Source organism: Priestia sp. YIM B13490, from assembly GCF_042787735.1.
GTDB lineage: Bacteria > Bacillota > Bacilli > Bacillales > Bacillaceae_H > Priestia > Priestia megaterium.
Map to the genome: position 1 here is coordinate 480485 of NZ_JBHZOT010000003.1, position 23652 is coordinate 504136.

At 35.2% G+C, this 23652-nt stretch carries 30 protein-coding genes; 22 read left to right on the forward strand and 8 right to left on the reverse strand.

Translation table 11 applies throughout. The features are described from left to right. Window positions 1-197 precede the first annotated feature (197 nt). From ACFX4R_RS12330 to ACFX4R_RS12340, 3 genes are all read left to right on the forward strand, one after another. Window positions 198-1130 (forward strand): alpha/beta hydrolase, encoded by a 933-nt coding sequence (locus tag ACFX4R_RS12330; RefSeq protein WP_377569667.1) that lies wholly within the window; start codon window positions 198-200, stop codon window positions 1128-1130. Between the two features lie 372 nt (window positions 1131-1502). Further along, entirely contained in the window at window positions 1503-2585 is a 1083-nt protein-coding gene (locus tag ACFX4R_RS12335; RefSeq protein WP_377569669.1) for a phage integrase SAM-like domain-containing protein, read from the forward strand. A gap of 782 nt (window positions 2586-3367) precedes the next feature. Further along, window positions 3368-3649, forward strand: coding sequence for a hypothetical protein (locus ACFX4R_RS12340; RefSeq protein ID WP_377569671.1), 282 nt, complete (start codon window positions 3368-3370; stop codon window positions 3647-3649). A gap of 261 nt (window positions 3650-3910) precedes the next feature. Here the strand turns inward: ACFX4R_RS12340 and ACFX4R_RS12345 are convergent, their stop codons facing one another. From ACFX4R_RS12345 to ACFX4R_RS12355, 3 genes are all read right to left on the reverse strand, one after another. Beyond that, entirely contained in the window at window positions 3911-4402 is a 492-nt protein-coding gene (locus tag ACFX4R_RS12345; protein WP_043982406.1) for a hypothetical protein, read from the reverse strand. Continuing rightward, complete coding sequence (locus tag ACFX4R_RS12350) at window positions 4392-4682, reverse strand: hypothetical protein (RefSeq protein WP_043982407.1); 291 nt, start codon at window positions 4680-4682, stop codon at window positions 4392-4394. The genes ACFX4R_RS12345 and ACFX4R_RS12350 overlap by 11 nt, the downstream gene beginning before the upstream one ends. A 381-nt stretch (window positions 4683-5063) precedes the next feature. After that, complete coding sequence (locus ACFX4R_RS12355; protein ID WP_043982408.1) at window positions 5064-5309, reverse strand: hypothetical protein; 246 nt, start codon at window positions 5307-5309, stop codon at window positions 5064-5066. Window positions 5310-5546: 237 nt separating this feature from the next. Here ACFX4R_RS12355 and ACFX4R_RS12360 point away from each other — a divergent pair, with 237 nt between their 5' ends. The 7 genes from ACFX4R_RS12360 to ACFX4R_RS12390 all read left to right on the forward strand — a co-directional run bounded on the left by ACFX4R_RS12360 (window position 5547) and on the right by ACFX4R_RS12390 (window position 8791). Beyond that, on the forward strand, window positions 5547-5936 hold the full coding sequence (locus ACFX4R_RS12360; protein ID WP_165575139.1) for a hypothetical protein: 390 nt from the start codon (window positions 5547-5549) through the stop codon (window positions 5934-5936). A 108-nt stretch (window positions 5937-6044) separates the two neighbouring features. Then, window positions 6045-6212 carry a hypothetical protein gene (locus tag ACFX4R_RS12365; protein ID WP_157842275.1) on the forward strand — a complete coding sequence of 56 codons (168 nt, stop codon included), beginning with the start codon at window positions 6045-6047 and terminating at the stop codon, window positions 6210-6212. A gap of 91 nt (window positions 6213-6303) precedes the next feature. Beyond that, on the forward strand, window positions 6304-6540 hold the full coding sequence (locus ACFX4R_RS12370; RefSeq protein WP_016764066.1) for a hypothetical protein: 237 nt from the start codon (window positions 6304-6306) through the stop codon (window positions 6538-6540). A gap of 553 nt (window positions 6541-7093) precedes the next feature. Further along, the gene (locus ACFX4R_RS12375) at window positions 7094-7279 is read left to right on the forward strand and encodes a hypothetical protein (RefSeq protein ID WP_162214233.1); all 186 of its coding nucleotides are present in this window, start codon (window positions 7094-7096) and stop codon (window positions 7277-7279) included. 64 nt (window positions 7280-7343) lie between these two features. After that, window positions 7344-7730 carry a hypothetical protein gene (locus tag ACFX4R_RS12380; RefSeq protein ID WP_043982414.1) on the forward strand — a complete coding sequence of 129 codons (387 nt, stop codon included), beginning with the start codon at window positions 7344-7346 and terminating at the stop codon, window positions 7728-7730. A gap of 122 nt (window positions 7731-7852) precedes the next feature. Continuing rightward, a complete protein-coding gene (locus tag ACFX4R_RS12385; RefSeq protein WP_162214234.1) occupies window positions 7853-8545 on the forward strand; it encodes an HNH endonuclease in 693 nt (230 codons plus the stop codon). 51 nt (window positions 8546-8596) lie between these two features. Continuing rightward, window positions 8597-8791: a hypothetical protein gene (locus ACFX4R_RS12390; RefSeq protein WP_057236716.1), complete on the forward strand. Its 195-nt coding sequence runs from the start codon at window positions 8597-8599 to the stop codon at window positions 8789-8791. 53 nt (window positions 8792-8844) lie between these two features. Here the strand turns inward: ACFX4R_RS12390 and ACFX4R_RS12395 are convergent, their stop codons facing one another. Continuing rightward, a complete protein-coding gene (locus ACFX4R_RS12395; protein WP_162214235.1) occupies window positions 8845-9087 on the reverse strand; it encodes a hypothetical protein in 243 nt (80 codons plus the stop codon). A gap of 169 nt (window positions 9088-9256) precedes the next feature. Here ACFX4R_RS12395 and ACFX4R_RS12400 point away from each other — a divergent pair, with 169 nt between their 5' ends. From ACFX4R_RS12400 to ACFX4R_RS12410, 3 genes are all read left to right on the forward strand, one after another. Continuing rightward, a complete protein-coding gene (locus tag ACFX4R_RS12400; RefSeq protein ID WP_155660336.1) occupies window positions 9257-9424 on the forward strand; it encodes a hypothetical protein in 168 nt (55 codons plus the stop codon). Window positions 9425-9590: 166 nt separating this feature from the next. Further along, on the forward strand, window positions 9591-10484 hold the full coding sequence (locus ACFX4R_RS12405; protein ID WP_013083112.1) for a helix-turn-helix domain-containing protein: 894 nt from the start codon (window positions 9591-9593) through the stop codon (window positions 10482-10484). Between the two features lie 43 nt (window positions 10485-10527). Next, a complete protein-coding gene (locus ACFX4R_RS12410) occupies window positions 10528-10773 on the forward strand; it encodes a hypothetical protein (RefSeq protein WP_043982417.1) in 246 nt (81 codons plus the stop codon). 80 nt (window positions 10774-10853) lie between these two features. On the opposite strand, the gene ACFX4R_RS12415 is transcribed toward ACFX4R_RS12410, so the two are convergent. Further along, a complete protein-coding gene (locus tag ACFX4R_RS12415) occupies window positions 10854-11387 on the reverse strand; it encodes a PIN domain-containing protein (protein ID WP_377569676.1) in 534 nt (177 codons plus the stop codon). A gap of 7 nt (window positions 11388-11394) precedes the next feature. Further along, entirely contained in the window at window positions 11395-11751 is a 357-nt protein-coding gene (locus ACFX4R_RS12420; protein ID WP_043982420.1) for a hypothetical protein, read from the reverse strand. A gap of 236 nt (window positions 11752-11987) precedes the next feature. On the opposite strand from ACFX4R_RS12420, the gene ACFX4R_RS12425 reads away from it, so the two are divergent. Then, window positions 11988-12548, forward strand: a complete 561-nt coding sequence (locus ACFX4R_RS12425) for a maltose acetyltransferase domain-containing protein (RefSeq protein ID WP_043982422.1) — start codon at window positions 11988-11990, stop codon at window positions 12546-12548. A gap of 239 nt (window positions 12549-12787) precedes the next feature. Continuing rightward, entirely contained in the window at window positions 12788-13765 is a 978-nt protein-coding gene (locus ACFX4R_RS12430; protein WP_016764075.1) for a ring-cleaving dioxygenase, read from the forward strand. A gap of 149 nt (window positions 13766-13914) precedes the next feature. Here ACFX4R_RS12430 and ACFX4R_RS12435 read toward each other — a convergent pair whose 3' ends face one another. Next, window positions 13915-14421 (reverse strand): PCYCGC motif-containing (lipo)protein, encoded by a 507-nt coding sequence (locus ACFX4R_RS12435; RefSeq protein ID WP_013083117.1) that lies wholly within the window; start codon window positions 14419-14421, stop codon window positions 13915-13917. Between the two features lie 234 nt (window positions 14422-14655). Between ACFX4R_RS12435 and ACFX4R_RS12440 the strand changes: the two genes are divergently transcribed. From ACFX4R_RS12440 to ACFX4R_RS12455, 4 genes are all read left to right on the forward strand, one after another. After that, on the forward strand, window positions 14656-15507 hold the full coding sequence (locus ACFX4R_RS12440; RefSeq protein ID WP_043982424.1) for an STAS domain-containing protein: 852 nt from the start codon (window positions 14656-14658) through the stop codon (window positions 15505-15507). Between the two features lie 292 nt (window positions 15508-15799). Continuing rightward, entirely contained in the window at window positions 15800-15997 is a 198-nt protein-coding gene (locus ACFX4R_RS12445; protein ID WP_013083119.1) for a DUF3311 domain-containing protein, read from the forward strand. Continuing rightward, window positions 15997-17490 carry a sodium:solute symporter family protein gene (locus ACFX4R_RS12450; RefSeq protein WP_237074901.1) on the forward strand — a complete coding sequence of 498 codons (1494 nt, stop codon included), beginning with the start codon at window positions 15997-15999 and terminating at the stop codon, window positions 17488-17490. The genes ACFX4R_RS12445 and ACFX4R_RS12450 overlap by 1 nt, the downstream gene beginning before the upstream one ends. Window positions 17491-17716: 226 nt before the next feature. Next, complete coding sequence (locus ACFX4R_RS12455) at window positions 17717-17884, forward strand: Fur-regulated basic protein FbpA (protein ID WP_162214236.1); 168 nt, start codon at window positions 17717-17719, stop codon at window positions 17882-17884. A 236-nt stretch (window positions 17885-18120) separates the two neighbouring features. Here ACFX4R_RS12455 and ACFX4R_RS12460 read toward each other — a convergent pair whose 3' ends face one another. Then, the gene (locus ACFX4R_RS12460; protein WP_074895734.1) at window positions 18121-18714 is read right to left on the reverse strand and encodes an exonuclease domain-containing protein; all 594 of its coding nucleotides are present in this window, start codon (window positions 18712-18714) and stop codon (window positions 18121-18123) included. A gap of 233 nt (window positions 18715-18947) precedes the next feature. Here ACFX4R_RS12460 and ACFX4R_RS12465 point away from each other — a divergent pair, with 233 nt between their 5' ends. From ACFX4R_RS12465 to fumC, 3 genes are all read left to right on the forward strand, one after another. Then, on the forward strand, window positions 18948-19244 hold the full coding sequence (locus ACFX4R_RS12465) for a hypothetical protein (RefSeq protein ID WP_013057017.1): 297 nt from the start codon (window positions 18948-18950) through the stop codon (window positions 19242-19244). 382 nt (window positions 19245-19626) lie between these two features. Continuing rightward, window positions 19627-21978, forward strand: coding sequence for an immune inhibitor A domain-containing protein (locus ACFX4R_RS12470; RefSeq protein WP_377569679.1), 2352 nt, complete (start codon window positions 19627-19629; stop codon window positions 21976-21978). A 222-nt stretch (window positions 21979-22200) separates the two neighbouring features. Then, window positions 22201-23580 carry a class II fumarate hydratase gene (fumC, locus tag ACFX4R_RS12475; protein WP_162214238.1) on the forward strand — a complete coding sequence of 460 codons (1380 nt, stop codon included), beginning with the start codon at window positions 22201-22203 and terminating at the stop codon, window positions 23578-23580. Window positions 23581-23652 lie beyond the last annotated feature (72 nt).

Genomic DNA, 23652 nt, shown 5'->3' on the forward strand with positions numbered 1-23652 from the left:
TGTGCCTCCTTTGTACGTATTTATATTTATATAGGTGAGAATAAAATATATACGAATATCATCCTCTTTATTTAATTGTTATACCCATTTTTAATCAAAACAAACAAAAGTCTGCCGAGAAGACAATATATTGGATTTTTTCTGAAATTTCATTCATCATTACATATAGAGTTACCCTGAAAGGAGAGAGAAGAAGAATGCCGTTAGATCCGCATATTCAAATATTTCTAAATCAATATAATGAGATGCCCCGTCCTGCTTTAGAGGACGTTACACCCCCGCAGCTGAGAGAAATGGAAAAGATGTCTTTAACTCCTTCCAAAGAAGCGGTTAAAAAAGTATATAATAAAGAAATTGAATTAAATGAACATACGCTCACTGTACGAGTGTATGAACCTGAAGGAACAGGGCCATTTCCCGCTCTTGTTTATTATCATGGAGGAGGCTGGGTATTAGGCAGCCTGGATACTCATGACTCCATATGCAGGTCGTATGCAAATGAAACAAACTGTATTGTAGTGTCTGTTGATTACCGTCTTGCTCCTGAGGATAAATTTCCCGCTGCAGTAAACGATGCCTATGACGCCTTGGAGTGGATTTTAGCTCACGCGTCTCAGCTAAATATCGATTCAAACAAAATTGCCGTCGGGGGCGACAGTGCCGGTGGCAACCTTGCTGCGGTTGTAAGCATTTTAGCAAAAGAAAGACAAGGTCCATCCATTGTTCATCAGCTGCTTATTTATCCGTCTGTAGGATTTAAAAATCAGCACCCTGCCTCTATGAAAGAAAACGCCGAAGGATATCTTCTTTCAAAAGATCTTATGGACTGGTTTCGCCTTCAGTACTTAAATAATAAAGAAGAAGAACAGCATCCCTACAACGCTCCGGTATTACTAGAAGATTTATCGAGTCTACCAAGCGCTACCATTATTACAGCACAATATGATCCTCTAAGAGATAGCGGAAAAGACTACGCGGACGCATTAAAAAATCACGGTGTCCCCGTCACCTATGAAAATTATGAAACAATGATTCACGGGTTTTTAGGGTTTCATGAATTTGTCCCACTCGCTCAGCAGGCGATCAATAAAAGCGCAGCTCAACTGCGTCAAGTATTTGATTCCATTTAAGGATATGTAGTGTCATAAATTATATAAACTTGAGAAAAACAGCACATTGATGTGCTGTTTTTCTTTATTGATACGGAGAAAAGATTGACAAGAGTTTCAAAAAATAGCCCATTATCTCTTTTAAAGTCATTTTGTTTGGAGTATAGTAGAAAAGTAGGTTAAAAACATTTATTGACATTAAGTAAGGTGATTTTTCGAATGATAAAAACAAGTAGGTCAGCTGATTCAAGATCTGCGAAATCCTTACTAAACGTTGATATAATAAGGTGTTTAGAGGGTGGGTAAATAGTCATGAAGGCTAAAAATTGTCTATAATAAAAAAACTACCTGAACTGTTAAGGCAACTTCCATATTCAAAGGGGGTTGCCTTTTTTGTGTGCAAAGCGAATAAGAAAGGGAGCAAAAGTAACTCAAATAAATCTTAAACAAGCTAAAGAGAAAGTTATTAAGATTAAAACTTTAGAAGGCATGGCTCAATGTACTTTAAATCAATACAATTTCGTTTTTAACGATTTAATTACATTCTTCGAAAGCAGCAAACAGGTTTCTGATATTACCTTGGATGATGCGAGAGATTTTATTAATTGGTTGCTTCATGAAAAGTCTGATACAAGTAGCCGCTTTAAGCAGGTTGCTCGAAAAGGAGTAAAGGCATCTAGCGTTAATAACTACCTTCAAAAGACACGTGCTGCTTTTAATATCTTAAAACGTGAGGGAATTTTATCAGAGAATGTCCTTAATGAAATTAGAAATGTAAAGTTCCAAAAACATAAGGTTGAAACATTGACGGTAGATGAAATAAAGCGAATTTTTAATGCCTTTAATAAGAGTTATTACGCTCAATATAACTGGAATGATGCTCTATGCTATCGATTGATTAAAGAACAATTCATATTAAATGGTGGTGTATTTAACCCAGAAATAATAAAGGGCAAATATGAGGGGGCTTATGCATATATTTATAACCAACATGGAAGTTTTGAAGAGTTTTTAAATACCTTTGATTTGCAAGATTACGTTGAGATTAATAACACTATATATTCAGATGAACTTGTTTTAGAAAAAATAAATGAAATGCTAAAAGAAAAGGGACAAGTGCTTATTTCGGCCGACTTTGTTACTTATAAATTAACTGGAATGAGAGATTGGATTATTAAAACACATGGTGGGCTTAAAGAATTTTTTGTGAAATATAATATGGAGGATAAATTTGCTAATATGAAGCATTTAGGCAAGGAATTGTGGTCTTATGGGCTGCAGTTTGAAGAATTAGCAAAAGAAGCTATTGAGCTTTTATTCAATGAGGTTTCTTGTAATAAATGGATAGACAATGTTAGACCCGACTTTATTATAAATGAAGATATCTGGATTGATGCTAAATTATCCTCATTTGCTTATTTCACAGACGATACAGTAAAAAAGTATACAGCTAGAAAAGAATGTAGAGAACTTTAGCTATTATATTTAAGAGGTCATAAATTCAACCATGGAAATGAAGACATAAAATTAATTTCTATTGAAGAGTGGTATAATTCTTTAATAAAATTAGGAAGAGCAGATTTAGTAGAGAAGTTTGATGACCTTAGGGACACAGTCTACGAAAAAGAAAAAACTGAAGGGAAAAGAATTAATAAATAATTACAATTATTTATTAATAGTCAAGTTAATATTAAAATAGATGCTCTGCTATCAAAAATAGAGGTAGGCAGGAAAGAAGAAGCTTGAATTAATCCAAAAAGGTAAAGAACTAAATAGTACTATTCAATTCGGTGATTTAGAACGAAGATATAGCGATTTGTACTCTTACGAAATTATTTTGCGAAAAAAAGAGCATCCTTTCGAAGGTACTTTTATATCTTAATAAGTTCAACTTAAGTTAGTCTTTCAAGGTTAATTTAGGTTGAACTTATTTATTGTGATGAAATGACGACAAATTATTTATTTAAATAACTTAAATAAAAAAGAACAGTAAGTGTTGTGTCACTTGCTGCTCAATATTACCGAAACAATTGACCACCAGGTGAAAATGATGATGTGATGAAGGCGTTAAAAGTGTGGGGTATATAAATATTTAGCAATTATGATATTGTTACTCTTTAATCCAATACGTTATCTGATAAATATAAGTAATAAATTTTTGGGAATTTCATTATTTTTTGGGGGGAATAGGTATATGTCTATGCCTTCTTACTGTTTCTACATAGTCTAGACTGTAACCTATTTGAAGGAGAGATAATATGGATAGCACAAGACAAAGTTTTGATAGACATGGAGGTATGGGTGGATTCCCTGGTATGGGCGGATCACCTGGTATGGGCGGATCACCTGGTATGGGCGGATCACCTGGTATGGGCGGATCACCTGGTATGGGTGGATTCCCTGGTATGGGTGGATCACCTGGCATGGGCGGATCACCTGGCATGGACGGATCACCTGGTATGGGTGGATCACCTGGTATGGGCGGATTCCCTGGTATGGGCGGATTCCCTGGTATGGGCGGATTCCCTGGTATGGGCTAAAAGCTATAGTTGTTCCACAATAACTAAAAATATAAGCGAACTTCCTTATTGTATCAAAGAACTCGCTTGTATCATGGGGATAATATTGTTGCTTTTATGAGCACTAACTACTTAAAATAGCCCATATAAGTATACATTTTAAAACGGTTTATCTCTGTCTAAAACTTATGACTTTCTGAACGATATAAATTAAAGGATTCTGATATATTCGTCAGTATATTTATTATTTTAGCTAATAAAAAATAAGCACCTATTAGGTGCTTATTGAATATGAATTATAGTTTGTTTAGCAAGTTGTTGGCTTGGCATTAGTTCTAGGGCATATGCTACATCTTTTAATTCTGGGCTATTAGGTAAATCGTAAGAACCTATAGACTCAAAATATTGAATTTGTTCATCTGTCAAAAGATTAAGTGGAATGCACACATCCACAACGGCTCTAATAATAGTTATACCTAGCTTCTTTGCTAAATATGGTCTATGATTACCTCCATTGCTAACGCAGAAATCACCGTTTGGAAATAATGTTAGATTAATATCCATATGAGAGGAACTAGTTGTTACATATCCGTGATTCTCAATCGATTTAAGAAGACGATTTAACTTTTCTACAGACAAAACATTATCATGAGTCAAGCCTTTTATTCTTGAAACTGGCACCAACATTGAGCCAGCATGATGAATTAAGTAGTTTCTACCATAAATTTCTGTATAGTCATCATAAAATCTCCAGCCTGTGTATTCAATTTTCATAAGAACCTACTTCACGCTTGCCGATGCCTTTTTGATAATTTTTCATACGTGAAGAAGCAGACGATAATTTTGACACAATGTAACCTTGTGGGTCAGCACGCAAGTTATTATTCACAAGGTTCTCAATTTTATCATTTGCGAACATGTTAGCAACTTTTGCTAAATGATCAATTGTATCCATAAGTTCTGGATAGTCATGATAATTAGAAATAGCAGTAGAGTGAATTTCTTGTAAATCATCACGAATCTTTTTTAAGGTTTCAATATCAAATCTGCTCATAAGTATCATCTCCCGTTGTCTTAAATACAATAAATGATATTAAGTTCATTGTGAAATTAGAATATAGTATCTACTTTTAATAATGTCTAGAAAGGTTGGTTGTATAATAATCGATGAATTTTATCAGAAAATATTAGATGGAGAACTCAGTGATGAAGAAATATTACGTATTAGTGAAGGAGATGATGAACCTTTAGCTAGTAATTAAAGAGTAATGTTGGTTGAGTATTTAATGAGTTTACAAGGTTTAACCAAGAATGAAGCTTATCAAGTTACTTTTGAATATATCAATTATTAGTTTACATTCTATCAAAAGTGTATGTGAATTATATGTAAATTAAATGTTGTAATAAAAAGCATCCTTATACGTAGAGATGCTTTTCAAAGTGTATTTGTATTTCCACTTCCTAAAGTAGGCGTCTGAGTAGGTGTTGAACTAGGCGACTGTTGAGAAGAAGTGTTTTGAGAGCCTATTACTGAACTTGAATTAGGACTTGCATTTGATCTCAAACCTGTTTGTGAATTGGATTCTGTACTTGTAACGGGCCACACTTGATTTACATTTCCAAAAATAAAAGTTCCTCCAGAAATGTTACCAATCGTAAGTGAATTGATTTTAGCTACCATACGTTCTCATCCTTTCATCGATGAAGAAATAGAATATACACTAACATATGTTTAGCTTGTCAATTATGTATAGACGGGCTAGAGAAATAGGCGAGGTTATTATTGTTATAACTTCATAAATTGAATTCGGATTTACCTATGTCGGAAAGAATCTTGAAAATTGATTAATATTTAAAAAAGTGAGAATAACTAGCCTTTTGTAGAATAAAATAGTCTACACAAAAGGTGGGAATATTAATGGGGAAAAGTAAAACCTGGATGGATGCTTATGTTTCTAAAGTTTCAGGAAAACATTTCGAATTGTTATCGGTTCAAAGTGTCATTGATTCTTTTATTGACATGTTAAATGTAAAATTAAATGAAAACCAAAAACCAGAAGTTGAATTTATTAAAGAGGAAAATAAAATTTCATTTCCAGACTGTTTAGTTTCTTTTAAAATCCAAGGATCTGTATTGAGTTTGAGTAAAGTTTTAAAATCTAACAATCAAGTTGCTGGTGGGATTAAAATTTCCGATACAGGTTTAGCTTATCAACTAAAAACTGGTTCAAAGTTGATTGAAGAGGTTGAAACTATACCTGAAGCATTAGATAGGGCACTAAGTTATTTACTTGTAGAGCTTAGGTGAAAGTTAATATTTTTATAAGTTTAAGTCACTCATTTAAAGTGGCTTTTTATTTTGTAGAAGTTAATATGCTGAAACATAAAATCATTATTAAGAATGGAGCTAATATTAATGAATCAAGTACTCTTCGAACAGTTGTTAGAGGGAAATATTGAATATGAAGACGTTCCAGAAGATACGGACATAGAGTTAACTGATGAGCAAAGGCATGAAATGAGATTATGGTTAGTTGGAGTTTATGGTTTTTCGTATGGAGCAGCTAAAAGTTATATTGAATAATGACAGCTGAAAATATTCTTTTAGTAATATATAGAGAAGGATTATTACACTTTTTGTAGAAATTATTAGGTAGAGAGTCGGTGGTTAGAGAATGAAAATTCAATTTGATTTTAAAGTACTAAATGTTGTAGAGGAAAATGGCGTAAAGTCCTACATTGTGCAATGCTCAAGTGAGAATTTCCGACGTGTTATTAAAGCTCAATATGACGGAAGTGTATATATACCAGATTACCATCAACAATTATGGGACATACAATCTCATGAAAGAACAGTTCTTGATATTGGACTAGCAAGCTTTATAATAAAAAATGAGAACCGCACAGTATAGGTAAATTCACATTCGAGCATAATATTAATGGTCAGTACTTATTTTGCTAACGAATCGTTTTCTCCTTTAACATGTTAAGTGTATAAAAAGCACCCATAGCTTGGGTGTTTTTTATTTTGTTCGAGTAATAAAAAGTTGTTGAAAACGATGATTCACAATAAAAGAAAAGCTTTCATATTTTAATGAAGGCTTTTTTACAAATTCAAACAAAGTAGGTGATTAAATGTTTTATTCTAATTTCTATACGCCTTTTAACTATACTTTCTACCCTTATTTCATGCCTTCCTTTGGACGTCCTACTGGATATGTACTGAATTCTAGTGGTGAAGTTGACAGTTGGTGGGGGAATTATCCATTGGGGTATCCTGCCAAGGCTCCGAAACTTGGGGGTGGAGGACAGTCGCCTATTTCGGGACCTGCCATACCTTTCAGTTTCAGGGGGTATTATTGAAGTAATAAGCATAAGGATACTGATTCATCAGTGTCCTTTTTTATTAAAAACAGGTGATTTGTCATTCTTTGTCAAACTAGTAGATGAAGAGGTGATACACATATGCTTAAATTTAAAGTTGTTTTTGAATTTATAAATGGCAGGACAAAGGAATTAAAATTTGAAGTCACATCAAAGAAAGAAGTTATTAGTCATATAACAAAACATGAAAAATTTGTTTCGAATGAAAAAGAGCTAGTGCATAGCAATTTAAATAATGTGGTGCAGTTTATAGTTACAGAAGAATAAATAATAATAAGGTAAGAATAAATAACTTTTTGTCGAATAGAATAGACAAAAGGTGGTAATAGATATGGTCGATAAAAATTGGATTAATGCTTATGTTTCTAAAATTTCAGGAAAGCATTTCGAACTGTTAGTGGTTCAAGATATTATTGTTTCTTTCATTGAGATGTTAAATGTAAAGCTAAATGATAATCAACAGCCTAAAGCCAATTTTAATAAAGTGGAAAATGAAATTTCATTTCCAGACTGTTTAGTTTCTTTTAAAATCCAAGGATCTGTATTGAGCTTGAGGAAAGTTTTAAAATCTAACTATCAGGTTGCTGGTGGAATTAAAATTTTTGATACGGGTTTATCTTATCATTTGAAATCTGGCGCAGAGTTGATTGAAGAGGTTGAAAATATATCTGAAGCATTAGATAGGGCGCTAAGTTATTTACTTTTAGAGCTGAAATAAAAGTTAATATTTTTATAAGTTTAAGCTGCTCTAATTGGGTGGCTTTTTATTATGTCTAAATTACATAAATTGAAATATGTGCTAAATAATAAAAGGAAGAGGAAGGGTGATTAAAACACATCGTGCCTCGCAAGAGTCCTAAGATATGTAACACGGAGGAATGTAGAAAATTAACTTATGATACATATTGTGATAAGTGTAGGAAAGATACTCATCGAGAGTATAAAGAACAGCGAATAGATAAGAAAGAACAAGCCTTTTATTCTAGTATTTCATGGATTAAATTACGCAATAGGAAGAAGAGGTTAAACCCTTTATGCGAGGTCTGTCTTGAAGAAGGCAGGCTTACTCCTGTTGAAATAGTCCATCACCTTATAGAAGTGAAAGAGGATTGGAGTAAACGTTTATCAATAGACAATCTACAATTAGTATGTAAAGCACATCATCATAAAATTCACTTTGGAGTAGATGGTACTAAGTACACGAAGATTAAGAAGGTAAGAGAACATATGAGAGAAAGCAATGTTACTATTGTTAATGGGGCGGTAGGTAGTGGTAAAACTACTTATGTAAAAGAACATATGGAACATGGCGATCTAATATTAGATGTAGATTATTTACGGATGGCAGTAACAGTGTTGGATATGTATGATAAGCCACAACACTTAACGGATATAGTATTAGCTATGCGTAATGAAGCATGTAGAGTATTGCAGAGTAAGATGGATAAAGATATACGAGCATGGATTATTACTACTGCTAAAGATGTAGAGGAACTAAAGCGTATGTTTAATGCTACATTATTGAAAGTATGATGATGGATTATATCAATCATAGAGTAAAAGAGGAAAAAGGGTGTAAGAGTAATGAAAAAGAAAAAGGAGTATAAGATTACAATGGAAGTCGTTCCATCAAAAAGAAAACTCACTTTAGAAGAACAAGAAGAGATTAGAAAGAAGTGTGTAAGTCTATATGTAGATGCCATAATAGATAAACTGATACTTGAGGGAAAGATTGACTTAAGCAAATTTATTGGTGAAAACAATGAAGAGGAAGAGTAATCTCAACAATTGTAAATAATGTGCAAGACTTCAAAACCTTGCACATTATTATTTTACTCCACATCATAAGAACTGGAAGCATCATCTGCTAAACTTTTAACTTCTTGACCTAGTGGTCTTCCGCCACACCGCTCTTCAAAAGTAAGCTGTCGGTTAGATAAAATACGAGATAAACCTTCAGATGTCTCACTTTGAGGATCATTGCAAATGTCTTCCCATAGTCGACTAGCAGTTTGATAATATTGTAGTACTTGAGAGTTATTTTCTAAAAGTGCATCTACGGTAAAGATTGTCATTAAATTTCCTCCTTCTGGATATATAGTTTTTTTAGTATACATTAAAATAATATAGGTAAAAAGAAATTTATTTTAAGTCAGAGAAAGAAATTTGAAGCAAAAACATATGAAAAAATAACAAAAAAATCCTTTTTTATGATAATATGTACTTATTAAGGGGCTGTTTGTTGTGGAAGAGCAATTGAAATCAAAGGAAATTAACATAGAAGTTAAACTTGAGCTTCTAAAGATATGTAATAACGTAATGAATAATACTTGCACCCCTAATGAATTAATCAAGGACTTAGAAAAATTAGTTAGTCGAATTAATTTATCAATTCAAGGTGATATTTTATAAAGGTTAAGTGGGTTAGGTGTGACGTCAATATAATTAGAAGAATTTTTATTGGAATTTTTTTCTTATTTCTATTGATAAAAAAACTATCTAAATGTACAATAGGCTTACAATATTATAACGGAACGTTGTTTTAACGGGGTTTGTACGTTTTAAGTAAGGTGATTTTTTGAATGATAAAAAACAAGTAGGTCAGCTGATTCAAGATCTGCGAAAGATTGCGGAAATGACAACTGTCGAGTTATCAGAAGGAATTTGTACTGAAGAAGAGCTACATCGATTTGAACAAGGTGAAATTCATGCAAGCAGTGAAGTTCTCTATCATTTATCGAAACGCTTAGGGGTTCCGATGAATTATTTCTTTGAAGCAGGAGAGCTAACGCCCAACGATTATTCAAAAGAAATTAAATCGACCATTAGGCATTATATACGAAAACGCGATTATGAAACCGTGTTACATATGGTGAACAAAGAAAAAGATAATCCTATGTTTCAAGATCCTTTTCATGCACAATTTTTCCTATGGCACGAAGCCATATGTGATTATTATATTGGAAATAAATTTGAACAAGCGCTTCGTAAATTGGAAAAAGCTATTGCGTTCACGCGTACGAGCGAACAGTTTTATTCAGAAAAAGAGATTGCTATTTTAAATAGTATTGCCATTATTTATGAAGAAGAAGGTCATTTAAAAAAAGCGTTCAGTACGTTTATGGAAGGGTTGCAGCATATTGCTTTGCTTCCTAAGTTAAAAGATCCTCTTGTTAAAATTCGAATTTTATATGGATTATCGCGTGCGCTTTTGCAAATGGAACGTTATGAAAAATCGGTTAAATATGCACAAGCAGGACTAGAGCTGTGTATTCAGCATGAGACGCTTTATTTATTAGGAGAACTGCACTATCAAATTGGAGAAGCACTCTGTCAGCTTGGTGAGCTTAAAGAAGGAATAGCCTACCTAGAAAAAGCTATTACTGTTTTTGAAATTGAACAAAATGAAGCGTTTGTGACCATTATTCAAGAAGAGATGTCTAAATATCAAGAAACAAAAAAGAAGAGCTGATCGCTCTTCTTTTTTTATCTCCAATACACTGGGTGTGGGTAAAATGGACGAGGACGAGGGTAAAAGTAAGGGGGGTGGTAATAAATGGGGCGAGGATAAGGGTAAGGATAAAATGGCCGAGGGCGAGGATATGGATAATAACCATAAGGGAATCTTTCGTCAGCTTCTTGGGGATTTGAATAATAATCATAGCCATATTGATACTCTTCTAAAGGTTGTTCCGGGTAATATTGATAATTCACTCTTTTCACCGCCTAAGTTTTTATGCTTTTTACTGTATTCATTATAGAAAGAATTGGAGTATGTACCCGTCAAACTTTTAATTTGAAAAAGGGGGGAGACGAGGATTATTTTGAAAATAAAAGCAAATTAGCTTTCCTTCTCGTTTTCTTGTAAGTTATCAGCATCGGGAAGGGTGGGATGTTCAAAGCTTTTAATAAAAGAAGCATAAGCAATCGTATCTTTAATAGGATTTACATAAGATAATGGTTGACCTCGATAGCTAAAATTAAATGTAATCCAAGCAAAATCTTTATTATTGTTAGAAATCAGTTTTGCATTATGTATAAAAGCAGATGCGGCAATCATCGCATCTGGGCCTTTAATTTTTTTATTGGATTCTATTTTAGCTTTTCTGCGAATTTTAGCTGCTAGCTGCGCAATTTCACTTGTAACGTCCACAATCTTATCTGTCATATCGTAAATATAATGATTTTTTACTGCTTTGACTTGAGGATTTGTTTCTACTTCCCAATGCGACAGAAGTTCCATTTGTACAACGGTAGGCATTAAAAATTCCGCATTATTTGAAATAAGTTCATTAATATATTCTACAACTTCTGGATAATTAAGCGCATGTGAAGCCCAAATGTTTGTATCAATGATTACTTTTTCACCCAACACAAATCGTTCACTCCTCTCTACTAGCCATTCGTACCAGCTCTTCTAACCCAAAAGGTGAGTAAAGAGCCGCAGATTCTGAAAGCTCATTGCTTAATAGAAGCTTTTCATATTTAGTTAATCTAGTTTTTGCAGATTTTATGAGCTTTTCTTGTGTGTCATTTAATGTTTTATCTTTTTTATCGTACGTGCGTAGAACTTTATTTTGAGGTTTGTATTTAAGATTTTTCTTCTGCATAGGGGTTGAGGGAGGTAATTGCGGCGAGGGTTGCGTATAAATTTTCCCATTTATTTTTAGGTTAAAGTGCTTCTGAACTTCCTTGCTGTATGTTCCTTTTTGGTTATCTACCAAGCGCTGTGCTTTCATGATATCCCTGCCTTTTATATAAATTTATATAGTATATGTGATGAAGTTTTCTCTTACTATTCCTTTTATATAAAAAGATTAAAAAATTAGCTTCCGGGAGTTATTAAATTAACTAATGTTTGCCTGGGGGGGTTATAATCTCAGCGAATACCGGACAAAGGTTTAAAAACATGATATCGTGTAAGAGAATAAATCAGTATCGGTTAGAGAAGGAACTACAAAAAAGGGGATGCAAAATGAAAACAGAAAAACAAAAAATGCTGGATGGAGAATTATACCTTTCCGCTGATCCGCAATTAATAAAAGAACGTGAAAACGCTCGAAGATTAACAAGGCTTTATAACCAAACAACAGAAAGGGAAGAAGAAAGACGTACAAACTTATTAAAAGAACTGTTTGGGTCTACGGGAAATTCTCTTTGCATAGAGCCTACTTTCCGCTGTGACTACGGTTCTAACATTCATGTTGGAGAAAATTTTTATGCTAACTTTGATTGCGTACTTTTAGATGTATGTGAAATAAGAATAGGAGATAATTGTTTTCTTGCACCAGGTGTACATATCTATACAGCAACTCATCCTTTGCATGCTCTTGAAAGAATTTCAGGAGCTGAGTTTGGAAAACGCGTAGAAATAGGAAATAACGTCTGGATTGGGGGGAGAGCCGTTATTAATCCTGGAGTGAAAATAGGCAACAATGCGGTAATTGCTTCGGGTGCCGTTGTGACAAAAAATGTTCCTGATAACGTGGTAGTCGGAGGCAATCCTGCAATTATAATCAAGCATATTGAAAATTAAAGAATAAACAAAGAGCTTTTGAATTGTAAAAGCTCTTTGTTTATACGATGTTTTATTGCCGATTTGGCTCGTCCTCATTTATAATGTTTTGGTTAAATGTAAAAATATACATATTTCCTTCCGAGATCATCCATACTTTATTGACAAAGGAAAATTAATCATGGTATATTATCTTTAATTAAAGATATTCAAATTAAAGATAAATGATAAACTAGACGATTTATCCGGAGGAATGTAGAATGAACCACTTAAAAGGAATACACCACGTAACGGCTATTACAAGCAGTGCAGAAAAGAATTATGAATTTTTCACATATGTGTTAGGCATGCGCTTAGTTAAAAAAACGGTCAATCAAGATGATATTCAAACGTATCATTTGTTTTTTGCAGATGATAAAGGCAGCGCCGGAACGGACATGACCTTTTTTGATTTTCCAGGTATTCCAAAAGGTTTTCACGGAACAAATGAAATTTCAAAAACATCTTTCCGCGTTCCAAATGATGCGGCTTTAGACTATTGGGTAAAGCGCTTTGATCGCTTAGAAGTAAATCATACGGGGATTCAAGAGCTATTTGGGAAAAAGACGCTTTCGTTTGTTGATTTTGATGATCAGCAGTATCAGTTAATTTCCGATGAAGGAAATCAAGGAGTTGAATCAGGCACTCCTTGGCAAAAAGGCCCTGTCCCTCTTCAATACGCTATTACAGGACTTGGTCCTATCTTTATTCGTATTGCCGAGTTTAATTACTTTAAAGAAATGATGGAAAAAGTCCTTTTATTTAAAGAGATTGCTCAAGAAGGAGACCTTCACCTATTCGAAGTAGGAGAAGGAGGAAACGGTGCGCAAGTAGTAGTAGAACACAATGAAAAACTTCCGCAGGCTCAGCAAGGTTTTGGAACTGTTCATCACGTTGCTTTTCGCGTAGAAAATCGACAAGCTCTTGAAGAGTGGATTAATCGAATGCCAAGCTTCGGTTTTCATACGTCTGGTTATGTGAATCGTCACTTCTTTGAATCGTTGTATGCAAGAGTGGCTCCGCAAATTTTATTTGAATTTGCGACAGATGGACCAGGATTTATGGGAGATGAACCTTACGAAACGCTCGGAGAAAAATTATCACTGCCTCCTTTTTTAGAGCCAAAACGTGCAGAAATTGAGAAGCTCGTGCGTCCGATTGATACAGTAAGAAGTACAAAAGAGTTTGTGAAAGAATAATACACAAAAACACTCAAATAGCTATTTGAGTGTTTTTTGCTTTTTCAAAGATGAATCAGCTTTCAAAACGCTAAAAAAGAATGTGTTTTTGATATCTTCTCCTTATATATATACCTATCGCGAATGTTTGCTTAAAAACTGCCAATGTCCTACAAGGAAGGAGTAGGAGTGGGTTGTGCATAGCCTTCTTTATATTTTTCATCGATGTCTTTGCGGATATCTTTTATTGATTTGCCTCGGTTATAGTCGAGCATAGCTTTAGCTGCAATTTCTATACACAATCCGCACTTTGTTCCATGATCATCCCAGACAACTGCTCCGTTTCTTTTGTTTTTAAAAATAAAGCAGTCATAGCTGTTTTTGTGATTCGCTTCCATGCCACATCCGCAGTAGCAAGGGATTTTTTCAAGTAGTTCACGATTTTTAGCAACGGATAGATAAACTAGTTTCATATCTTTAGGCTGGTTCTTCAAAAACTGTGGCAAAACATCTGCTCCCGGAGTCTCTTCGCGAATATCAGCAACTGCAGCTTTGTGATGTTCATGACCTGAATGTGCAGAAGAGTTTGTGGCAGAAGAAGTTGTTGTATTGTTTGAACAAGCGGATAATCCAATACTTGTAGCGAGAATCCCCAACAAAATAATTGATTTTTTCAATACAATTAACATCCTTTCATGTGAAAATAAATGATAGCTGCATTATACACGGCAGTTTATCTATGTAGATAATCAAACACCTGCTTGTTTATATCTAATTCTCTATAAGTATGCAAAGCGGTTATCGTGTATGATAGAGATGGACGAGGAAAAAATATGAAGCATGGATTTATCATAAGGTGCGTTTTGTAAGTAAGTGGACAGAAGGAGAAAGTGAACGGAGGTTAAACAGTAGTGAGTGAACAAAATCAACGACTTTTTGAATATATTTTAGAAAATTCAGCCTCTATCAGTGAAGAATGGCTGCGCCAAAGAAGTAATATTAAAGGATCGATTTACTCAAAGGACGCAGATGCTTCAGTTGAGAAAAAGCTGCGTGAGCAGCATCTTTATACGATTGAAACAATTGCGAGCGGCTTTCTTGACGATCAAAAGATTTTTAAACAACGTATGGTGAAATGGACGACGGAAGTAGTAAACAGCAGAATTAAATTTGATACGCCGATTTACGAAGTAGTAGAAGCGCTAAGCAAAACAAGAAAAATTATTTGGACGTATGTCAAAACATATAGTCTGATACATTCATCTATTACAAAAGAAGATATACTGTCTTGGAGCGAAGTTTATCATACAACATTTGATAAACTCCTTAATGAATTCTCCGAACAGTATTATAAAATCACAAGGCAAAAAATAAGTCTTCAGCAAGAGCTAATCGACGAAACGAGTTTTCCTGTCATTCCAATTGTAGATCACATCGCGGTCTTGCCTTTAGTAGGGCTTATTGATGAAATCAAAGGTGATTCTATTATCGAGGTTGTTCCAAAAAAGTGTGCAGAAAAACATATAAGGCATCTAGTCATTGACTTATCGGGTGTAAATTATGTAGATACGTATGTTGCTCACAAATTTTTTGATTTGATTAACATTTTGCAGCTGCTAGGCATCCATGCGATTATGTCAGGAGTGAGTCCTGACATGGCTCAGACGGCTGTTAATGTAGGAATTAGTTTTAATAAAATTGAAACGTTTGGACATTTAAAACAAGCTCTCTCTTCGCTTGGTGTAAAGAAAAAAGAAGAATAAAGTATAGAAATGCTAAATCGAAACGGAACTGAGACCTTTACTCTGAGTTCCGTTTCTTTTTGTTTGTCTATATTCTGCTGTATTCAAAATCTTGTAAGCATGCCTTACAAACTCCTTTTCACATGGGGACAAATGGAAGATACTAAGGAACAAATAAACGGCTGTTTTCTATGCCAAACGTCTCGTTTAGCTCAAGAATGGAGGTGTAAAGAGAAGAATAAGAGAAGTACATAATGAGATAGTTAAAGTGTTAGATAAGTACTGATAAGCCGTGTGATTAAGGAGGAGTTCTATGAAAATAATTTATCTTCTTTGCTTGCTTCCATTTGTAGGAATATTAGGTTTATTGCCTTTTGTTAACAAAGTAACGCCGTTTATTTTAGGGATGCCTTTTTTTCTCTTTTGGATTGTTATGTGGGTAATCCTTACGTCTTTTATTATGGGCATTGTGTACAAGCTCGATCCTGCTGTTAAAGGAGGAGATAAATAATGAATACTGCTCTGATTATTATTTTTGGTTTTTTACTTTTAGCTATTTATCTTGGAATTCGAGCTACGCGGGGCAAAAAAATGGATTTAGAACAGTGGAGCGTAGGCGGCAGAGGTTTTGGAACTGTTTTTGTCTTCTTTTTGATGGCGGGTGAAATCTATACTACTTTTACGTTTCTAGGAGGAAGCGCTTGGGCATATGGAAAAGGAGGGCCAGCGTTTTATATTTTAGCCTATATTTCTTTAGCGTACGTGTTAGGGTATTGGATTGGCCCGCAAATATGGCGATATGCGAAGCAGCATAAGCTTATGTCTCAGCCAGATTTTTTTGTTTCAAAATACAACAGCCCGTTTCTCGGCATCGTTGTTTCATGCGCAGGGGTGCTGGCAATTGTTCCTTATATTATTTTACAGTTCAAAGGCTTAGGTATTATTGTATCTGAAGCTTCTTATGGGTCTATCTCTTCAACCGCAGCCATTTGGATTGGAGCCATATCATTAACGGTTTACTTAATGATATCAGGCATACATGGCTCCGCGTGGACGGCTATTGTTAAAGATATTATGATTTTTATTGTTGTCTTATTTTTAGGAATATATATGCCGATTCATTACTACGGAGGCTTACAGCCGATGTTTGAGGCTGTGCATCAAGCAAATCCAACGTTTCTTACTCTTCCCAAGACAGGTCTAAGTATTTCGTGGTTTATTTCTACAGTCATGCTGACCGTATTAGGATTTTACATGTGGCCGCATACGTTTAATGCAACGTATTCAGCTGAAAACGAGAATGTATTTCGAAAGAATTCTATTATAAGTCCTATTTATACGTTAATGCTGCTTTTTGTCTTTTTTGTAGGGTTTACTGCTCTTATGCAGGTACCTGGACTACAAGGTGCAGAAGCGGACTTGTCACTGCTTCGTCTTTCCATTCAAACATTTGACCCGTGGATTGTCGGCTTTATTGGCGCAGCCGGTTTATTAACAGCACTTGTACCTGGATCGATGCTTTTGATGGCAGCTTCTACGTCACTATCCAAAAACGTTTATGGCGTTCTTGTTCCTTCAGCGACGGGCAAACAAATTTCGATACTGGCTAAATGCTTTGTACCGGTCATTGCGCTTGTTTCAGTCTATTTTACACTTCATGGAGGGAATACGATTGTAACGCTTTTACTAATGGGCTACAGCATTGTGACGCAGCTGTTTCCTGCTTTTATTTTTAGTTTAATGAAAAACAATATCGTGACTAAATACGGGGCATGTGCAGGTATTGTTGCCGGCATTGCGTCTGTGATGTATATAACGATTACTGAAACAACGCTTGGCACGTTGTTTCCTGCGTTGCCACAAATCATTAAAGATACAAATGTCGGCGTTATTTCTTTGTTTATTAATTTAGTTGTATTAATGGTGGTCAGTTTAGCAACGAAAAAAATCGCCGCGCAGCCGCATTTTGAAAGCGGGACAGTAGATGAAAAACAAATTTTGTGAAAATCTTTTTCCAATTGCGTTTTAAGAACACCATGAAGGGTATAAAAGTAGTGCATCACCAAAATGTTCAATATGGCTGCAAGACATAAGCAGCCTTCTCGATAAAATGTAACGATTGCGTTGTTTTTAAACATAGGTAACGAGTGTGAAAAGCAACAAGACGTATACCACAAGCGGTGTACGTCTTTTCTATGAAAGATATTCACTTGAAAAAGGAGATGATAACATGACATCTGAAAAAGCATTTGAGCAAAAGAAAGATCTTTTAATGAATCAAATTATTGAATCGGGCTACTTTAAAGCAGAAGACGGGAGACATTTGTACGAATTGAATTTAAGTGAACTAGAACAAACGCATCACGATCTTCAAAATCAAAAAATAAGAGAAATATAATTAAAATCTTCCAGATTATTAGAAATTCAGCTGATTTCGTATATGTGTGTAAATACCAGCTGTTCAGTTTGTTCCTCCGCGGCTTTTTTTGCTTGAAAGCAGGCACTTTTCTTTTTCTACTGGTGCGTTTACAGCCTCGCTGTTTCCAAACATACTCCTCAAACATATAACTCAACACTTAAGAAATCTGCAAATAAAAACAAAAAAAGCGCAGAAGCTGCGCTTTTTTTGCTGAGTTAAAAACGAGTGGAGGCCGCTGTTTTTTTAGGTTTGCTCATTGCTTTTTTTAATACTTCAGAAAAATAGGGCTCTCCGCTAGGATTTTGCCGTCTGAGCAAGTCAATGGTTCCTTTCACGTCATCCATAGCTCTGTGAGCGTGCTCTCTCTCAATATTATGATGATCAAGGAGCGTTGTTAGTTTTTTATTAGGAAAGCCGTACTCTTTCCATTTGACAGCACGCATAGAGCAGTGCCATTTTTGGTTAAATAAAGATGGATACCGTTTTAAAAGAAAACTGCGATCGAAAGAAGCATTATGAGCGATGATAGCCGAAACGCTAGTTAACAGCGATTCCACTTTTTTATCGTCTAATGTTTTATTTTTGACCATCTCATTTGTAATTCCCGTTAAGTTTGTAATATACGGGAAAATGGGAGTTGAAGGCATATTAAATTCTTCATATTCTTCTACAATGTCGATTATTTCTCCGGTAGAAGAATCATAAGAAACAACAGCAATTGCTAGTTCGATAATATCGCATGTTTGAGCACTTAAGCCCGTTGTTTCAACGTCTAAAACGGCTGCTAATTTCACTTGTTCAGTTGACAACTCGTCGCCCTCCCTTTCTATTTATCATTCTATTAGCTTATCATTTTTCAACAGAAAACGTTAGTAAAAAAGATGAGGGAGCACGTAGATGGATTTATTTTATACGCCCACGAGGAAAAGGAATTCACTTTTTTAAAGGAGATGACGATAGGAAAGGAGAATAGTAATATTTACTCATCTAAATTAAGTCTTCATTGAAAATAATGAAATGAAGGAAGAAGGGGATCGTTATCATGCAATTGCTGTATATGGTACTTTTTCTTGTCTTAATTTTTTGGGGAATTACATCTTTTATTCATTACAGGAATCAAACTATTAAAGTTCGTTTGAACAAGCATTATACGAATGCAGTAGAATGGATCGAAGCTGTTAAACAAGAGCTGGAAAAGCAAGGGAAATCCGTGAGTTATGAAGGGGATTTCTTGTTTAAAATTGATGAAAAACCTTATGAAATCGCAGCGCGCAATATGTCTATTTGGAGCATGTCGCTCTATCATATCTTGCTGCAGCGTCAAAAAGAACATTCTTAAAATTTACTTGCATACAGAGATTATCACTTCTCGTCTATTGGGAAGTGATTTTTTTATCTTTCTGTATCCATAATGGGGAATTTTTTGTTTTTATATAATAGTAATACCGAAAAGATAGTTCTAATTCCCTAAAAAAATACGCTTCATATATTTTTAGTTTTAGTTATCGACTTGGCATGGAATTTGCACACGTAAGAAGGGTTTATCAGACATTTTAATTGTCAGGCAAAGAAAACTAGTTACATACTATAAAACTATTTTACATTATCTACTAGAATCAAAAAATTTTAATAATATAGTAAAATGTAGTTGACCTTCCTAGTTTTAGAATATAAAATAAATCTTGCTAATAGTTTGAAAATTCTAAAATGGAGGGGTTTACTTGAAAAGCTGGAAAAAGATTTTGGGGACATCTTTTCTTGCCACAACTGTTACATTAAGCGGAGTGGGGCCAGTACTTATGAATGGAAGTACGGCTTCAGCTAAAACCGCACAATCGGAGGAACTTCCGAGTTCACCAATTGATATGAATACAGTACCGGAAGAAAGATTGGCTAACGCATTGAAAAACCAAGGAGTTATTTCTCAAAGTGCAACACCGCAAGAAGTGAAGAAAGCCGTTACTTCTTACATAAACAAAAAAGATGCACATAAAGAGAGCATGAAGGGACATAAAGCTAGCAAAATTGATTTGAAAGCGAAAGAAATGCAAACAAAACAAAAAGAAAAGTTTCAACGAGGCGAATTTGCTAATATTAAGTCTCAAGGAAACAATTCGGGGAACGGGGTAAACGTTAAACCTGCAGCTCAGGCCAAATATAACGGACAAGTGAGAAAAGATAAAGTTCTTGTTCTTTTAGTCGAATACGCAGACTTTAAGCATAACAATGTCGTTCAAGAACCTGGTTACATGTATGCAAAAGATTTTAACCGAAATCACTATCAGCAATTAATGTTTGGAAAGAAAGACTTTACGCTATTTAACGGTAAGAAAATTAAAACGTTTAAGCAATATTATGAAGAACAGTCTGGAGGCAGTTACACAGTAGATGGAACGGTTTCTGACTGGTTAACTGTCCCTGGAAACGCAAAAGAATACGGAGCAGACAATCCAGTGGGAGGAAACGATAATGCGCCTGGATCTAAAGGACCTCGTAATCTTGTAAAAGAAGCGCTTGCTGCAGCAGCAAAAAGCGGCATTAACCTTTCAGATTATGATCAGTTCGATCAATATGATATCGATGGAGACGGCAACCGCAATGAGCCTGACGGCATAGTGGACCACTTAATGGTCATTCATGCTGGAACTGGGCAAGAAGCAGGTGGAGGTAAACTAGGAAACGATGCTATTTGGTCTCATCGCTCTACTTTGGGACAAGTGTATAAAGTTCCTGGAACAAATATGGCTGCTTATGATTATACAATTGAACCAGAAGACGGAGCAGTTGGCGTTTTTGCTCATGAATTTGGCCATGATTTAGGTTTGCCGGATGAGTATGATACACAGTATACGGGTCAAGGTGAGCCGGTAGGCGTTTGGTCAATTATGAGCGGAGGGAGCTGGGCTGGTGAAGTAGCTGGAACAGAACCGACAAGTTTCTCCCCGCAAAATAAAGAGTTTTTCCAAGCAAATATGGGTGGAAACTGGGCAAATATCCAACAAATCGACAGCAAAAACATTACAAAATCAGGCTCTGTGAGCGTGGTTGATCAAAGCGTGACAAAATCCAAACGACCGGGTATTGTAAAGATTAATTTACCTAAAAAAGCTGTTCAAGGGATTAAGCCTGAGTTTGGAAGCAACTACTACTACAGTAAACGCGGAGACGATCTGCATACGACAATGACGACGCCAGAGTTTGATTTAACAGCGGCCAAAACAGCGACGTTTAATTATAAAGCGTTCTATGAAGTAGAGGCAGAATACGATTATTTATATGTAAATGCGATTCTTCCTGACGGTTCAAAAGTTCTGTTAGATACAATTGGTGATAAAGCGAATAATGCAGACGGTTCTGCTGAAACTTCCGGCGGAAAATGGGAAGATAAAAGCTATGACTTAACGCAGTTTAAAGGTAAAAAAATCAAGCTTCAATTTGAATATGTAACGGACGGAGGACTTGCTCTTCAAGGATTTGCACTTGATAATGCAAGTTTAGTAGTAAATGGAAAAATGGTATTTACGGACGATGCTGAAGGAGCGCCAAAAGTAACGTTAGATGGATTTGAAAAGACAAACGGCATCAGCTATAAAGATAACTATTATTACCTTGAGTGGAGAAACTATGCAGGCAGCGATAAAGCACTTCAATTCGCGCGCGGTGCAAAATATAATACAGGCATGCTGCTTTGGTACGCAGATGAAAGCTATCTTGATAACTGGGTAGGACAACATCCGGGTGAAGGATTCCTTGGTGTGGTTGATTCCCATGCTCATAAAGTTCTTTACTTTAATGTAAATGGGATTAGCACGACAGCAAATTCAAGCCGATATCAAATTGCAGACGCGGCGTTCTCATTTGATAAATCACCTGCTTGGTCATATTCTCATAAAACGTGGGGAACTATTTCATCTAAAGAATCAAATGGAGTTACAAGCTTCAATGACAAAAAATCGTATTTAGATGAAAGAATTAAAGATGCAGGCCGCTTGCTTCCTCAAAACGGATTAAAATTAGACGTAATTGGTGAAGCAAAAGACAATTCAGCTGGTGCTGTATGGATTCATAAGTAAAATTAGACGTATTAAAAAAAGATCCGAAGAGCGTACTCTTCGGATCTTTTTTATGTTAGAAAATCAAAATAAACTATGAGCTAAATAATCAAAGTGTTTAATGCCGTTTAAAAAATAAAATAAAGGGAATTTTCAACAGTGAATAATTGTTATTATGTCATGAAATTCATCCATATAATCAATACTAATAGGTAAAGAAAATATTGAAAAGGAGTTCTAACTATGAGCTATCGTATCGAAAGAGATTCAATTGGAGAAATCAAAGTGGCAGAAGATAAACTATGGGGAGCGCAAACGCAAAGAAGTAAAGAAAATTTTCCAATAGGAATTGAAAAAATGCCGATTGAAGTAATACGCGCTTTTGCGGTTTTGAAGAAAAGTGCGGCTATTAGTAATCATAAACTAGGCAAACTATCAGCAGGGAAATCGGAAGCCATCGTACAAGCTGCTAACGAAATTATTGAAGGGAAATGGAATGAACATTTTCCTTTAGTAGTATGGCAGACAGGAAGCGGAACGCAATCAAATATGAATGTAAATGAAGTGATTTCCCACCGAGGAAACCAGCTAATAAATGGCAACGAAACGCTTCATCCAAATGATGATGTGAATATGTCACAAAGCTCTAACGATACTTTTCCTACAGCTCTTCATATTGCAGCTGTACTAGAAGTGGAAGATCAATTATTGCCTGCTCTAAAAACATTAAAAGAAACGTTCGCTGCGAAGCAAGAGCAGTTTAAAGATATTATTAAAATAGGCAGAACCCATTTACAAGATGCTACACCGCTAACACTAGGACAAGAAATTAGCGGATGGCATCATATGCTTGAAAAGAATGAAGAAATGATTAAACAAAGCGTAGAGTATATGAAGGAGCTAGCTATTGGCGGTACAGCTGTTGGGACGGGGATAAATGCACATCCTGACTTCGGCGATGAAGTAGCGAAAGAAATCAGCAGCACGCTTGGAAAAACATTTGTCTCAGCACCTAATAAATTCCATGCATTAACAAGTCACGATCAAGTGGTTTATGCCCACGGTGCACTCAAAGCATTAGCAGCTGACTTAATGAAAATCGCCAATGACGTGCGCTGGCTGGCAAGCGGTCCTCGGAGCGGGCTAGGCGAAATTACGATTCCTGCTAACGAACCAGGAAGTTCTATTATGCCTGGAAAAGTAAATCCAACTCAAAGTGAAGCTCTAACAATGGTTTCTGCACAAGTGCTTGGGAATGACGTGACGATTGGCATTGCGGCTAGTCAAGGAAACTTTGAATTAAATGTATTTAAGCCGGTTATTATTTATAATTTTTTACAATCAGTTAGATTGCTGACAGATTCCATGCAGGCTTTTAACGATAAATGCGCAGTAGGAATTGAACCCAACAAAGAAAAGATTCAGCATAATCTAGAAAATTCTCTTATGCTTGTAACAGCATTAAATCCGCACATAGGTTATGAAAATGCGGCTAAAATCGCCAAACTGGCTCATCAAGAAGGAACGACATTAAAAGAAGCAGCGGTCAAAACAGGCCTTCTGACAGAAGAACAATTTGAACAATGGGTAAATCCCGCTAATATGATTCATCCATCAAAATAAAAAAAGAAGCCAAGCATTCTGATCTGCTTGGCTTCTTTTTAATAAATATTAATAAAATAAACATTGTTCTAA